Below are 13,613 nucleotides of genomic sequence, written 5' to 3' on the forward strand. Positions count from 1 at the left end.
TGCCTGAATGTTACAAGGTGCTTATGACGGACCTGTAGGGGCGGCCTTGTGTCGCGAAAGGGCTGCGAAGCAGCCCTAAGATATCAGCGTCGACGCCATGATTGTGGGGCCGCTTTGCGGCCCTATCGCGACACAAGGCCGCTCCTACAAGGGACCGCGCAGGCTTTCAGATGGCCTCGAGCTTGGCATACCCCAGCATCAGCCACTTGCTCCCTTCGGCAAAATTCACCTGCACACGCGCCTGGGCGCCGGAGCCCTCGAAGTTGAGGATCACACCCTCGCCAAACACCGCGTGCTGCACACGTTGGCCAAGGTTGAACGCGGTCTGCGGAATGCTGGCATTGGCGAACAGGTTGCTGTTCGTGGCCGTCTTGGCCCCGCCGAACGGTCGGCTGACGCTGTTGGACAGGCGCACTTCCTGAACCAAGCCTGCCGGAATTTCGCGTACGAAACGTGACACCTTGTTGTAAGTCTCGCTGCCATACAGGCGACGCGTTTCGGCGTAGGTCATGACCAGCTGGCGCATGGCGCGGGTGATACCCACATAAGCCAGGCGGCGTTCCTCTTCCAGGCGGCCAGGCTCTTCCAGGCTCATCTTATGCGGGAACAGGCCTTCTTCCATGCCCACCAGGAACACATACGGAAACTCCAGGCCCTTGGCACTGTGCAAGGTCATCAGCTGGACGCTGTCTTCATGCTCGTCGGCCTGTGTATCGCCTGCTTCGAGCGAGGCGTGGCCAAGGAATGCCGAGAGAGGCGAGAGGTCGGCGTCTTCGTCGGTAGACTCGAAGTTGCGCGCTGCGCTGACCAGTTCCTCAAGGTTTTCTACCCGTGCCTGGCCCTTCTCACCCTTTTCTTCCTGATGGTAGATGATCAGCCCGGACTGCTCGATGGTGGTTTGGGTCATGGTATGCAGCGGCATGTCCACGACCTTGGCAGCTAACCCTTCGATCAGCTCGATAAATGCACCCAGGGCACTGGCAGCGCGGCCTTTCAGGGCTTTGGCGGCAAGCAGCTGGCACATTGCTTCCCACATCGACAGCTGGCTGTGGCGGGCGTGCTCGCGTATGGCTTCGACAGTTTTTTCGCCAATGCCACGTGGCGGCACGTTGATCACCCGTTCCAGGGCAGCATCGTTACCGCGGCCTTCTATCAGCCGCAGGTAAGCCATGGCGTTCTTGATTTCGGCGCGCTCGAAGAAGCGCTGGCCACCGTAGATGCGGTAGGGGATGCGTTCGCGCAGCAGGGCTTCTTCCAGCACCCGCGACTGGGCGTTGGAACGGTACAGTATGGCGATCTCGTTGCGCGCATTGCCCTTCTTGACCAGGCTCTCGATGGTTTCCACCACGTAGCGCGCTTCGTCGTGCTCGTTGTAGGCCGCATACAGGGTCAGCGGTTCGCCTTCACCCATGTCGGTCCACAGCTCTTTGCCCAGGCGCCCGCTGTTGTTGGCGATCAGTGCGTTCGCCGCCTTGAGGATGCCACCGGTGGAGCGGTAGTTCTGCTCCAGGCGGATCATCTCGGCGTCGGGGAAGTCGGCAGTGTACTGGTGAATGTTCTCGATCTTGGCACCGCGCCAGCCGTAGATCGACTGGTCGTCATCGCCCACCGCCATCAGGCTGTCACCGCCGCGCGCCAGCAGGCGCAGCCAGGCGTACTGCACGGCGTTGGTATCCTGGAACTCGTCCACCAGCACGTGGCGGAAGCGCCGCTGGTAGTGCTCCAGCAGGCCCGGGTGGTCGCGCCACAAGTCCAGGGCGCGCAGCAGCAGTTCGGAGAAGTCGATGACCCCGGCGCGCTCGCAGGCCTGCTCATAGGCGGTATAGACGTCGCGCATGGTCGACAGGAACAGGTCGCCCCCGGCCTGGATATGCTGTGGACGCAGGCCTTCGTCCTTTTGCCCGTTGATGAACCACTGGGCCTGGCGTGCCGGCCATTTCTGCTCGTCCAGGCCCAACTCGCGCATCACCCGCTTGATCAGGCGCTGCTGGTCGTCGCTGTCGAGGATCTGGAAGTTCTGCACCAGCCTCGCTTCCTGCCAATGGGCCCGCAGTAGGCGATGGGCCAGGCCGTGGAAGGTGCCGACCCACATGCCCGCCGGGTTGATACCCAGCAGTTGCTCGATACGCTGGCGCATTTCTGCCGCGGCCTTGTTGGTGAAGGTCACCGACAGGATCGAGTGCGGCGATGCCTGCTCCACCTGGATCAGCCAGGCAATGCGGTGCACCAGCACGCGGGTTTTACCGGAACCGGCGCCAGCAAGCACCAGTTGACGCCCGAGCGTGGCCGCTACGGCCTGGCGTTGGGCATCGTTGAGGGAGTTCAGCAGGAGGGAGAGGTCGTCTGTGCGCATCGGGCCATTCTAGGGCGCGGCAGGAAATGGGGCAAACCTCTACTGTATAAATATTCACCTGCCACATGTCCGTTCATCGAGCCGATGGAAGGTGCCAGGCCACCGCTCGGGCGACCTGGCCGGCAGCGGCTCAGTCAATCGCCTCGATGGTACGAATTTCGCAGCGCTGCGAACCGTCTGCATGAATGATCTCCACGGTTTTCCAGCCAGTGCCGCCTGCACGCTCGAAAGCCACGGTTTTTTCCGTCAGCACCTGCGGAGTGATTGCGCCGCTATCCAGAAGTTGAAGCTCAAGCACTTCCCAGCCACCCCTGTGGCGCAGCTTGGGTTCGACCAGCACCGGTTCTACGGCCGGGGAGGCGACCGTAACGGTGCCGTGAACCCTGAAAACCTGCTTGCCGTGGGCGATGTCGTTGATTGCAACGAGGTTGGTGATAGTAGCCATTGCCTGCTCCTGTCTCGGGTTGAAAGTAGCGCCAGTGCGCTGGGCTACTTTCTGCCCTTTGGCCTGCCAGGGGAGCAGGGCAGTGCTTCAGCTATGCCAGTGCCTGCCGTGCCTGGCGAGCAGGCTGTTGGCTTGCTCTGGCCCATTACAGCCTGCCGGGTACGGTCGCGGCGCCTGGAAGTGCTCTTCACAGCCCTTGATGATCGGGTCGATCCAGGCCCAGGCCGCTTCCACTTCATCGCGGCGCATGAACAGCGTCGAGTCGCCCTCCAGCACATCCAGCAGCAGGCGCTCGTAGGCGTCCCAGCGGCGGGTCTGGCTGAACACCTGGGCCAGGTTCAGGTCCAGGTCCACAGGTTCCAGGCGCATGCCCTTGCCTGGGCTCTTGGTCATCATGCGCAGGCTGATGCGTTCGTCCGGTTGCAGCTGAATCAGCAGCTGGTTGACCTGGCCACCATTGAAAAGCTCGTGGGGCACCGGCTTGAACTGGATGACGATCTGCGATGAGCGCCGTGCCATGCGCTTGCCGGTACGCAGGTAGAAGGGCACGCCCGCCCAGCGCCAATTGTCGATGTGCGCCTCGATGGCGATGAAGGTTTCGGTGTCGCTGTCGTTGTCGACGTCCTTTTCGAAGTAATAAGCCGGCACTTCCTGGCCGCCGATGCGCCCGGCGCCATACTGGCCGCGTACGGTCTTGTCCTGCACGTCCTGGCCAGTGATGGGCTTGAGGGCCCGCAGGATCTTCACTTTCTCGTCACGCACCGCTTCGGCCTCGAACTGCGCGGGGGGCTCCATGGCCACCAGGCATAGCAGCTGAAGCAGGTGGTTCTGCAACATGTCGCGGGTCGCCCCGGCGCGGTCGTAGTAGGCACCACGGTTCTCTACACCCAGGGTCTCGCAAACGCTGATCTGCACGTGATCAACCTGGTTGTTGCGCCACACCGGCTCCAGCAGGGCGTTGGCAAAACGCAGGGCCATGAGGTTCTGCACGGTTTCCTTGCCCAGGTAGTGGTCGATGCGAAATACCTGGTTTTCCTCCAGCACTGCGCCAATCGCTTCGTTGATGGCGGTAGCCGATTCCAGCGAGTGGCCGATCGGCTTTTCCAGCACGATGCGCGCCTCAGTGTCTGCCAGGCCGGCGTTATGCAGGTGCTTGGCAATCGGCACGAACAGATTGGGGGCGGTGGCCAGGTAGAAGATGCGCGTCAAGCCGCCGGGTTCGCCCAGGTAGCGCGCCAGGCGACCGAAGTCGGCGCTTTGCGAAGCATCCATGGCGAAATAGTCGACCCGCGCGGAAAACCGCTGCCAGACCTCTTCGTCGAAGTCGCTGCGGGCAATCTGTGCCCGGCAATGGCGTTCGGCGAGCTTGAGATAATCGTTACGTGGCAAGTTGCGTCGTGCCAGCGCGATGATCCGCACGGCGTTGTTCAGACGGGCCTCGCGAAACAGGTGGTAGAGCGCCGGAAGCAGTTTGTGCAGGGCCAGATCGCCGGTGCCGCCGAAGACCAGAATGTCGCAAGGAATAGTCAAACCACCACTCTCCACGTTCGTTTAACTGGGCGGGTTGGCGTCCATGTAGTATAACTACAAGAAAGCTACAACCCGGCCAGCCGATCATAACCGAGTCCAGCCTGTGAATCTGTTGCAACATATCGCCCAATCGCGCCACCTGCTGCGCAAATCGGAACTCAAGGTAGCCGACCACGTGCTACTCGACCCGGCTGCCGTCATGCACAGCTCCATGGCCGATCTGGCGCACAGCGTGGGTATCAGCGAACCGACCATCGTGCGTTTCTGCCGCGCGATCGGTTGCTCGGGCTTCCAGGACCTGAAGCTGAAGCTGGCGCAGAGCCTGGCTGCGGGGGCGAGTTTCGGCCAGTTCGCCATCCATGAAGACGACTCGGTCGCCGACTACAGCCTGAAGATCTTCGACACCACGCTGCACACCCTGATGGAAGTGCGCGAGCACCTCGACCCACAGGCGCTGCAGCAGGCGGTGACTGCCATGGCCCAGGCGCAGCGTGTGGAGTTCTATGGCTTTGGCGCCTCCGGTGCGGTGGCGGCCGATGCTCAGCACAAATTCTTCCGTCTGTTGCTCAGCGCGGCAGCCTATTCCGACCCGCACATGCAGGCGATGTCGGCGGTGACCCTGAAACCAGGTGATGTGGCGGTATGCATTTCCCAGTCGGGCCGTTCCAAGGACCTGCTGATTACCGCCAACCTGGTCCGTGAGAGCGGCGCCAACCTGATTACCCTGTGCCCAAGCCAGACACCGCTGGCGGAGCTTTCGACTGTCAACCTGGCGATCGATGTGCATGAAGACACCGAAATCTACACCCCGCTGACCTCGCGTATCGCCCACCTGGTGGTGATCGACGTGCTGGCCATGGGCGTAGCCATGGCGCGCGGGCCGAGCCTGGTCAACCACCTGAAGAGCGTGAAGCGCAGCTTGCGCAGCCTGCGCTTGTCGCCCAAGTCGATCAAGGCTACCGACGACTGAATTCTCCCTGCGCCGGCCTCTTCGCGGGCTTGCTCGCGAATGGGCCGGTACAGGGAGTGAAAATTCACGATTCTGTCACCATTCCACAGCCAAACCGTAAACCACTCAAGCCAGTCTGAAACTCCCGCATCCTATCTGGGAGACAGGCAATGGCTCGTGACTTCGACGGTACGTACCAACCCAGCGCCAAGGCTCGCAAGCAGCAGGAAAAGGATCAGCGCCGCATGGAATACCGCCGCGCGATCGAAAGCTATTGCGACCAACGTCAATTGCTCCGCGAACTAGTGGACTACCCCGAACTGCAAGAGCTCACGGTCTGGCAGGCGTCGGCAGCAGCTTCCCCGAAAAACGCTCAACCAGCGCGCTGATCAGCGCACGTTCGCTGCGGATGAACGCCAGGAAAGCCAAGGCCACCGGCGACTGCCGTTTGGCCTTGGACTGCACCACGCACCAGCTGCGGTACAGCGGCAGTTCTTCCACCGGCAGCTCCCTCAATACACCGGTAGCCAGCTCCAGGTTGACCGCATGGCGGGTAAGCATGGCAATGCCCAGCCCGGCAATTACGCACTCGCGCTGGGCGTCGGCCGAGGCCACCTCCAGGGTCTGGGTGAAATGCACGCGCTTGTCCTTGAAGTATTCCTCGCAAGCCTTGCGCGTGCCCGAACCCTGTTCGCGGACCAGCAGGGTATGAGGCTCCAGGTCCTGCAGGCGCAGTTGCTCCAGCTTGCACAGCGGGTGCTCGGGCGGCGCCACCGCGATGATCGGGTTGTTGAGGAACGGCAGAAAATCCAGGCCCATGTCCTGCGGCACCATGGACATGATGATCAGGTCGTCGCGGTTGTCCGACAGGCGGCGGATGGCCTGGGCGCGATTGACCACCGTCAGGGTCAGGTTGACCTCCGGGTGACGCTGCTTGAAGGCCGCGAACAGGTGTGGCACGAAGTACTTGGCACTGGACTCGATCGCCAGTTTCAACTGCCCCTGCAATGAGCCCTGCATGTCCGAAAGCTGCATGTCCAGGCTCTCCAGGCGCCCGAAGATATCGCGGCTGGCGCGTTGCAGGGCCTCGGCAGCTTCGGTCAGGTAAAGCTTCTTGCCCACGTACTCGAACAGCGGCTGACCGATCAGCTCTTCGAGCTGACGGATCTGTAGACTAACGGCGGGTTGCGTAAGCGCCATCTCTTCCGCCGCACGGCTGTATGAACGCAAATCGCACACCTCGTTGAAGATCTGCAGTTGACGCAAAGTCATACGCATCAAGGACTTACGCATTTTTATCCGCCCTTCGGCAACACCTTGTTACCGCACTATAAGCTTTTGCTAATACAGCCCCTAACAAATATTGATTTTTGTTTATCAACCTACAGCGCTAGGGTGAATGTGCGACTGGCCAGCAACGTCTGGTCACGCGCCGACCGGGAGAACCGGCTCGACTGTTCCTACGGCTTTGGGAAGACTCCAGTGATAAAAAAAATCCTGATCGCCAACCGAGGTGAAATTGCAGTTCGGATCGTGCGTGCGTGCGCCGAAATGGGCATTCGCTCGGTGGCGATCTATTCCGACGCCGACCGCCATGCGTTGCACGTCAAGCGCGCCGACGAAGCCCACAGCATTGGTGCCGAGCCGCTGGCCGGTTACCTGAACCCGCGCAAGCTGGTGAACCTGGCTGTGGAAACCGGCTGTGATGCCCTGCACCCAGGTTATGGTTTCCTGTCGGAAAATGCTGAACTGGCAGAGATTTGCGCCGAGCGCGGGATCAAGTTCATCGGCCCTGCCGCCGAGGTCATCCGCCGCATGGGCGACAAGACCGAAGCGCGTCGCACCATGATCGCCGCTGGTGTGCCGGTAACCCCGGGTACAGAAGGCAACGTTGCCGATATTCACGAAGCCCTGAGCGAAGGTGACCGCATCGGTTACCCGGTCATGCTCAAGGCCACCTCTGGTGGTGGCGGCCGTGGTATTCGCCGTTGCAACAGCCGTGAAGAACTGGAACAGAATTTCCCCCGCGTCATCTCCGAGGCTACCAAGGCCTTTGGTTCTGCGGAAGTGTTCCTGGAAAAGTGCATCGTCAACCCCAAGCACATCGAGGCGCAGATCCTCGGTGACAGCTTTGGCAACGTCGTGCACCTGTTCGAGCGCGACTGCTCGATCCAGCGCCGCAACCAGAAACTCATCGAAATTGCTCCGAGCCCCCAGCTCACCCCCGAACAGCGCGCCTACATCGGCGACCTGGCGGTGCGTGCGGCCAAGGCGGTGAACTACGAGAACGCCGGTACCGTGGAGTTCCTGCTCGCCGATGGCGAGGTGTACTTCATGGAAATGAACACCCGGGTGCAGGTGGAACACACCATCACCGAGGAAATCACCGGTATCGACATCGTCCGTGAGCAGATCCGCATTGCCTCGGGCCTGCCGCTGTCGGTCAAGCAGGAAGACATCCAGCACCGCGGTTACGCGCTGCAGTTCCGCATCAACGCCGAAGATCCGAAGAACAACTTCCTGCCCAGCTTCGGCAAGATCACCCGTTACTACGCACCCGGCGGCCCAGGCGTGCGTACCGACACGGCGATCTACACCGGCTACACCATCCCGCCGTTCTACGACTCCATGTGCCTGAAACTGGTGGTGTGGGCGTTGACCTGGGAAGAAGCCATGGACCGCGGCCTGCGGGCCCTGGACGACATGCGCGTGCAAGGGGTGAAGACCACCGCCGCGTACTACCAGGAAATCCTGCGCAATCCGGAATTCCGTAGCGGCCAGTTCAACACCAGCTTCGTCGAAAGCCACCCGGAACTGACCAATTACTCGATCAAGCGCAAACCCGAAGAGCTGGCCCTGGCCATCGCCGCCGCCATCGCCGCCCACGCAGGCCTGTGAGGAACCCCATAATGTCCAAGAAAATTCACGTAACCGACACGATCCTGCGCGACGCCCACCAGTCCCTGCTGGCCACCCGCATGCGTACCGAAGACATGCTGCCGATCTGCGACAAGCTCGACAAGGTCGGCTACTGGTCGCTGGAAGTCTGGGGTGGCGCCACCTTCGACGCCTGCGTGCGCTTCCTCAAGGAAGACCCGTGGGAGCGCCTGCGCAAGCTGCGCGCAGCGCTGCCCAACACCCGCCTGCAAATGCTGCTGCGCGGCCAGAACCTGCTGGGCTACCGCCACTACAGCGACGACGTGGTCAAGGCGTTCGTCGCCAAGGCCGCAGTCAACGGTATCGACGTATTCCGTATCTTCGATGCCATGAACGACGTGCGTAACCTGCGCGTGGCCATTGAAGCGGTCAAGGCTGCCGGCAAGCACGCTCAGGGCACCATCGCCTACACCACCAGCCCGGTGCACACCATCGAAGCCTTCGTGAACCAGGCCAAGCAGATGGAAGCCATGGGTTGCGACTCGATCGCGATCAAGGACATGGCCGGCCTGCTGACCCCGTTCGCCACCGGCGAACTGGTCAAGGCGCTGAAAGCCGAGCAGTCGCTGCCGGTGTTCATCCACTCCCACGACACTGCCGGCCTGGCCGCAATGTGCCAGCTGAAGGCTGTGGAAAACGGCGCAGATCACATCGACACCGCCATCTCCAGCTTCGCCTGGGGCACCAGCCACCCAGGTACCGAGTCGATGGTTGCCGCGCTCAAGGGCAGCGAGTTCGACACTGGCCTGGACCTGGAGCTGCTGCAGGAAATCGGCCTGTACTTCTATGCCGTACGCAAGAAGTACCACCAGTTCGAAAGCGAGTTCACCGCCGTGGACACTCGCGTGCAGGTCAACCAGGTACCGGGCGGCATGATTTCCAACCTGGCCAACCAGCTCAAGGAGCAGGGCGCCCTCAACCGCATGAACGAAGTGCTGGCTGAGATCCCGCGCGTGCGTGAAGACCTCGGCTTCCCACCGCTGGTAACCCCGACCTCGCAGATCGTCGGTACCCAGGCGTTCTTCAACGTGCTGGCCGGCGAGCGCTACAAGACCATCACCAACGAGGTGAAGCTGTACCTGCAAGGCGGTTACGGCAAGGCTCCGGGCGTGGTCAACGAGCAGCTGCGCCGTCAGGCGATCGGCAGCGAAGAAGTGATCGACGTGCGCCCGGCCGACCTGCTGAAGCCGGAAATGGCCAAGCTGCGTGCCGATATCGGCGCCCTGGCCCGTTGCGAAGAAGACGTGCTGACTTTCGCCATGTTCCCGGACATTGGCCGCAAGTTCCTCGAAGAACGCGAAGCCGGCACCCTGACCCCTGAAGTCCTGTTGCCAATTCCAGAAGCGGGCGCAGTGGCGTCCCATAGCGGTGAAGGCGTACCGACCGAGTTCGTCATCGACGTGCACGGCGAAACCTACCGCGTCGACATCACCGGTGTGGGCGTGAAGGCCGAAGGCAAGCGCCACTTCTACCTGTCGATCGACGGCATGCCGGAAGAAGTGGTGTTCGAGCCGCTCAACGAATTCGTCGGCGGCGGCAGCAGCAAGCGCAAGCAGGCCAGTGCCCCGGGCCACGTCAGCACCACCATGCCAGGCAACATCGTCGATGTGCTGGTCAAGGAAGGCGACATGGTCAAGACCGGCCAGGCCGTGCTGATCACCGAAGCCATGAAGATGGAGACCGAAGTGCAGGCGGGTATCGCTGGCAAGGTCGTGGCCATCCACGTGGCCAAGGGCGACCGTGTGACTCCGGGCGAGATCCTGATCGAGATCGAGGGCTGAGATAAGCCCTCATCTACAAGCGGTTAACCTCTGGGGAGCGGATGCTCCCCTTTTTTTGCGTTGAATCTGACGGCCTCTTCGCAGCACAAGGCTGCTCCTACAGGCCCCCGCAAGCCTGAGGTCAGTACCCGCGAAGAGGCCGGCTGATCCAACTCAACTCTCAACCTTTACGGCATGCCTCAAGTGTTTCTACCTGACCTCCAGGTTGTTGGTTGGTATCGCTCAACCAGCGCTCGAACCCGGCGGCCACCGCTGGCCACTCATCATCGGTAATCGAATACCACGCCGTATCCCGATTGTGGTCCTTCACCACAAGGTGCTTGCGGAACACTCCTTCATAGACAAAGCCAAACCGCTCCGCAGCACGCTTGGAGCGGGCGTTGGCGTTGTTGCACTTCCACTCCAGCCGACGGTTGCCCAGCTCGAAGCCCAGCTTGCCCAGCAGGTACACCGCCTCGGTGCCCTTGGGTGTACGCTGCATGGCGGCGCCGAAGGCGATGTGGCCAATTTCGATGCGACCGTGGTCGGGCACGATCGACATCAGGCTGAGGATGCCCTGGGCCTGGCCGCTGGTGCGGTCGATCACGGTGTAGAACAGCGGGTCGCGGCCGGCGGCGTTGCCTTCCAGCCAACAGTCGAAGGCGGCACGCTCGGCAAATGGGCCATAGGGTAAGTAGTCCCACAGTACCGGATCGGCAGCCGGGCCTTGCAACACCTCCCAGAGGTCGTCGCCATGTCGCGCCGGGTCAAGCTTTTCGAGGCGGATGAAACGGCCGTCGATAGGCTCGGCCTGTGGGACTGCGGCGGGTTTCCAGTTCAATGCGTCGGTCATGTTCGGCCTTAGAACTCTTTGCGGAATTGGATGAAGCCCGAGCGCTCGGCAACCTGTTGGTACAGGCTGATGGCGGTGGCGTTGGTCTCATGGGTCACCCAGTACACCTTGATGCAGTTGTCGGTCTTGGCTTGGGCGTAGACGTACTCGATCAGCTGGCGGCCGATGCCCAGGCCGCGCTGCCCGCTGTCCACGTACAGGTCCTGCAGGTAGCAGGCGTTGCCAATGCTCCAGTTGGAACGATGGTAGATGAAGTTGACCATGCCCACCGCCTTGCCATCGACCCAGGCCAAGGCTGAATGGGTCGGTTCGTTTGGGTCGAGCAGGCGTTGCCAGGTGCTGAGGCTGACCTCATCGGCCAATTCGGATTCATAGAAGTGCAAGTAGGCCTGCCACAGGGCGAGCCAGGCAGCATGGTCTTGGGTGGTGACAGGACGCAGGGTAACGCTGGACATGGGCTATTCCTTCAGAGTTGGCGCATATGCGCCGCGAGTTGGTTATCCAGGTAATCAGGGCTGGTGCTAAGGCCTTCACGCACGCCGGCAATGTCTTGCTCAGAGCGGTTTTGGCTTAGCTTGCGCGCGCCTTGCAGGCGGGTGATGGGCAAGCGAACACCGACGATGGCGCGGAGCATGCCATCGAGGTAATCACGCGGGGCGTCGGTTACTTTCCAGGGTTCGTCGCGGCCTTGTTCGTGGCGCTCGGTCAGTCGGCTGACAATGGCCAGCAAGGTTTCGGCTTCGTGGATCACTTCGGCTGGGCCATAGGCGTGCACCGCCAGGTAGTTCCAGGTTGGCACCACCTTGGGGTTGTCGGTCTTGCTCGGGTAGTAACCGGGGCTGACATAGGCATCGGCGCCGGGGAACACCAGCAGGGCTTCGCCACCTTGCCTCAGGTCGTGCCATTGGGGGTTGGCCCGCGCCAGGTGGGCATAGACGGTGCCGAATTCGCCTTCGGCAATATCGACCAGCACTGGCAGGTGCGTGGCCAGCAGGCCTTGTTCGCCCTGGCTGACCAGGATGGCCAGGCGGGTGTCGAGCATGTGCTGGTGCAGGCGCCCGAGGTCGTGTTCCTGATGGGGTTTGCTGTTGTACATGCTCGGTTTCCTTGTGCGATGGCTCCATCCTAGGCAGGCTATTGGTTCATAGTAAGAGCCATTAACAGCTGTTTTTATAGGTCCAATGCCATGAGCGAGCGCCCCCTCGTGTTGCCTTTCGACCCTGCCGGGATCGACCTCGATCGCCGCCGCGGGCTCAGCCAGCAGCTGTACCAGGCGCTACGTGCGCGGGTGCTGGACGGGCGCCTGAGCAGTGGCACGCGGCTACCGGCCACTCGTGATCTGGCCGCCATGCTGGCGCTGTCACGCAATAGTGTGGTGCGGGCCTATGACCAGCTATATGCCGAGGGCTACATCGAAAGCCGGGTAGGCGACGGCACTTATGTCAGCCAGTTACCGAAGCTCTCCACTGCAAAACTATCCACACAAGTATCCACAGGGTTATCCCGTGGGTTATCAACAGACTTATCCACATCTCCCTCAGAAAATACTGAGGATTTATCCAGCAAGCGTCGTTCCAGCGAGCCTTTGCAGCGCCTGAAAAGTAACCATCTGCCGCCCCCAAGAAGCGGTGCACCGCGTGCTTTTCGCGTCGGTATTCCGGCGTTCGACCTGTTCCCGTTCGACGTCTGGGCCAAGCTGCAGGCGGGTTTCTGGCGCAACCCGGCTCCGGCGCAGTTGGGTTATGGTGACCCGGCAGGCGAGCCGCTGCTGCGCGAACTGATCGCGGCCTACCTGCGTCGCTCGCGTGGGCTGAGTTGTACCGCTGAACAAATTGTGATCACCAGTGGTGCGCAGCAGGCAATCAGCCTTTGTGCACAGTTGCTGTTGCAGCCGGGCGACGGTGTGGCTGTGGAAAACCCGGGTTACCGCGCAGCCGGGCATGCCTTTGCGCTGGCCGGTGGCAGGCTGTGTGGCGTGCCGGTGGACGAGGACGGCATGGACTGTCGCCGGCTCGGGCAACTGACGGATTGCCGGCTGGCCTATGTCACGCCAGCCCACCAGTACCCGACCGGGGTGACCATGAGCCTGGCGCGACGCCTGGAGCTGCTGGCATGGGCCGAGCGCAGCGAAGGCTGGATCATCGAAGACGACTACGACGGCGAGTACCGGTACAGCGGTGCGCCCTTGGCCCCGCTAGCGGCGCTCGACCGGCACGGGCGGGTGCTGTACGTCGGTACCTTCGGCAAGATCGCCTTTCCGGCGTTGCGCCTGGGCTATCTGGTACTGCCACCACAACTGGCGCAGCCGTTCAGCCAGGGCAGGGCGCTGGCGGTGCGGCATTCGGAGGTCAGTAGCCAGTGCGTGATGGCAGAGTTCATGGCACGGGGGCACTTCCAGCGGCATATTCGGCGCATGCGCAAGGCGGCGTTGAGCCGGCGCAATGTGCTGAAGGCTGGCTGGCCCGTGGATATTCCGGGTTTGAGCGGCATGCCGGAGGTGGCGGCCGGGCTGCATGTGAAGGTCGATGTGGATAACTTTGCGCGGGAGCAGGAGTTGGTGGCCAAGGCTGAAGCGGTGGGGGTGGAGGTGACGCCGCTGAGCAATTTCTGGCTGGCTGACAGCGAGGTGCCTGTGGATAAAAGGGCAGGGCTGGTGCTGGGGTTTGCAGCGGTGCCGGAGGGGGAGATTGCCGAGGCTTTGATGCGCTTGCGCAAGGCCTGGAGGAAGTGAATAGGGCCGCTAGTCGGCCCAATCGCCGGCAAGCCAGCTCCCACAGGTAGTGGAG

At 62.0% G+C, this 13,613-nt stretch carries 12 protein-coding genes; 5 read left to right on the top strand and 7 right to left on the bottom strand.

What is annotated here, in order from left to right:
* Positions 1–166: 166 nt before the first annotated feature.
* The 3 genes from uvrD to zwf form a co-directional block, all read right to left on the bottom strand.
* Positions 167–2,353 (bottom strand): DNA helicase II, encoded by a 2,187-nt coding sequence (uvrD, locus tag IMX18_RS24515; protein ID WP_015272367.1) that lies wholly within the window; start codon positions 2,351–2,353, stop codon positions 167–169.
* 130 nt (positions 2,354–2,483) lie between these two features.
* Positions 2,484–2,798, bottom strand: a complete 315-nt coding sequence (locus IMX18_RS24520; protein ID WP_015272366.1) for a hypothetical protein — start codon at positions 2,796–2,798, stop codon at positions 2,484–2,486.
* Positions 2,799–2,885: 87 nt separating this feature from the next.
* Positions 2,886–4,328 (bottom strand): glucose-6-phosphate dehydrogenase, encoded by a 1,443-nt coding sequence (gene zwf, locus IMX18_RS24525; RefSeq protein ID WP_015272365.1) that lies wholly within the window; start codon positions 4,326–4,328, stop codon positions 2,886–2,888.
* 103 nt (positions 4,329–4,431) lie between these two features.
* Here zwf and hexR point away from each other — a divergent pair, with 103 nt between their 5' ends.
* Complete coding sequence (gene hexR / locus IMX18_RS24530; RefSeq protein WP_011536461.1) at positions 4,432–5,298, top strand: transcriptional regulator HexR; 867 nt, start codon at positions 4,432–4,434, stop codon at positions 5,296–5,298.
* Positions 5,299–5,447: 149 nt separating this feature from the next.
* On the top strand, positions 5,448–5,666 hold the full coding sequence (locus IMX18_RS24535; protein ID WP_080563834.1) for a PA3496 family putative envelope integrity protein: 219 nt from the start codon (positions 5,448–5,450) through the stop codon (positions 5,664–5,666).
* Here IMX18_RS24535 and IMX18_RS24540 read toward each other — a convergent pair.
* The gene (locus IMX18_RS24540) at positions 5,608–6,570 is read right to left on the bottom strand and encodes a LysR family transcriptional regulator (protein ID WP_281069126.1); all 963 of its coding nucleotides are present in this window, start codon (positions 6,568–6,570) and stop codon (positions 5,608–5,610) included. The two genes, IMX18_RS24535 and IMX18_RS24540, sit on opposite strands and share 59 nt — an antisense overlap.
* 189 nt (positions 6,571–6,759) lie before the next feature.
* On the opposite strand from IMX18_RS24540, the gene IMX18_RS24545 reads away from it, so the two are divergent.
* Positions 6,760–8,175 carry an acetyl-CoA carboxylase biotin carboxylase subunit gene (locus IMX18_RS24545; RefSeq protein WP_013974837.1) on the top strand — a complete coding sequence of 472 codons (1,416 nt, stop codon included), beginning with the start codon at positions 6,760–6,762 and terminating at the stop codon, positions 8,173–8,175.
* An 11-nt stretch (positions 8,176–8,186) separates the two neighbouring features.
* Complete coding sequence (oadA, locus tag IMX18_RS24550) at positions 8,187–9,995, top strand: sodium-extruding oxaloacetate decarboxylase subunit alpha (RefSeq protein WP_013974836.1); 1,809 nt, start codon at positions 8,187–8,189, stop codon at positions 9,993–9,995.
* 160 nt (positions 9,996–10,155) lie between these two features.
* Here oadA and IMX18_RS24555 read toward each other — a convergent pair whose 3' ends face one another.
* The 3 genes from IMX18_RS24555 to IMX18_RS24565 are packed head-to-tail and all read right to left on the bottom strand — an operon-like array spanning position 10,156 to position 11,923.
* Positions 10,156–10,827 (bottom strand): GNAT family N-acetyltransferase, encoded by a 672-nt coding sequence (locus IMX18_RS24555; RefSeq protein WP_217190005.1) that lies wholly within the window; start codon positions 10,825–10,827, stop codon positions 10,156–10,158.
* 8 nt (positions 10,828–10,835) lie between these two features.
* Entirely contained in the window at positions 10,836–11,282 is a 447-nt protein-coding gene (locus IMX18_RS24560; protein WP_217190004.1) for a GNAT family N-acetyltransferase, read from the bottom strand.
* A gap of 11 nt (positions 11,283–11,293) precedes the next feature.
* A complete protein-coding gene (locus tag IMX18_RS24565; protein WP_217190003.1) occupies positions 11,294–11,923 on the bottom strand; it encodes an FMN-binding negative transcriptional regulator in 630 nt (209 codons plus the stop codon).
* A 90-nt stretch (positions 11,924–12,013) separates the two neighbouring features.
* Here IMX18_RS24565 and pdxR point away from each other — a divergent pair, with 90 nt between their 5' ends.
* Entirely contained in the window at positions 12,014–13,558 is a 1,545-nt protein-coding gene (gene pdxR, locus IMX18_RS24570; RefSeq protein WP_043936034.1) for a MocR-like pyridoxine biosynthesis transcription factor PdxR, read from the top strand.
* The last annotated feature ends 55 nt before the right edge of the window (positions 13,559–13,613 follow it).

The sequence above is a fragment of the Pseudomonas shirazica genome (assembly GCF_015168335.1).
GTDB classification, from domain to species: Bacteria; Pseudomonadota; Gammaproteobacteria; order Pseudomonadales; family Pseudomonadaceae; genus Aquipseudomonas; species Aquipseudomonas asiatica.

What these genes read in the sequence shown, in the direction of transcription:
- IMX18_RS24555 (WP_217190005.1), bottom strand. Translation starts at nt 10,827, where the DNA reads ATGACCGACGCATTGAACTGGAAACCCGCCGCAGTCCCACAGGCCGAG.
- IMX18_RS24540 (WP_281069126.1), bottom strand. Translation starts at nt 6,570, where the DNA reads ATGCGTAAGTCCTTGATGCGTATGACTTTGCGTCAACTGCAGATCTTC.
- IMX18_RS24565 (WP_217190003.1), bottom strand. Translation starts at nt 11,923, where the DNA reads ATGTACAACAGCAAACCCCATCAGGAACACGACCTCGGGCGCCTGCAC.
- IMX18_RS24535 (WP_080563834.1), top strand. Translation starts at nt 5,448, where the DNA reads ATGGCTCGTGACTTCGACGGTACGTACCAACCCAGCGCCAAGGCTCGC.
- uvrD (WP_015272367.1), bottom strand. Translation starts at nt 2,353, where the DNA reads ATGCGCACAGACGACCTCTCCCTCCTGCTGAACTCCCTCAACGATGCC.
- pdxR (WP_043936034.1), top strand. Translation starts at nt 12,014, where the DNA reads ATGAGCGAGCGCCCCCTCGTGTTGCCTTTCGACCCTGCCGGGATCGAC.
- oadA (WP_013974836.1), top strand. Translation starts at nt 8,187, where the DNA reads ATGTCCAAGAAAATTCACGTAACCGACACGATCCTGCGCGACGCCCAC.
- IMX18_RS24520 (WP_015272366.1), bottom strand. Translation starts at nt 2,798, where the DNA reads ATGGCTACTATCACCAACCTCGTTGCAATCAACGACATCGCCCACGGC.
- IMX18_RS24560 (WP_217190004.1), bottom strand. Translation starts at nt 11,282, where the DNA reads ATGTCCAGCGTTACCCTGCGTCCTGTCACCACCCAAGACCATGCTGCC.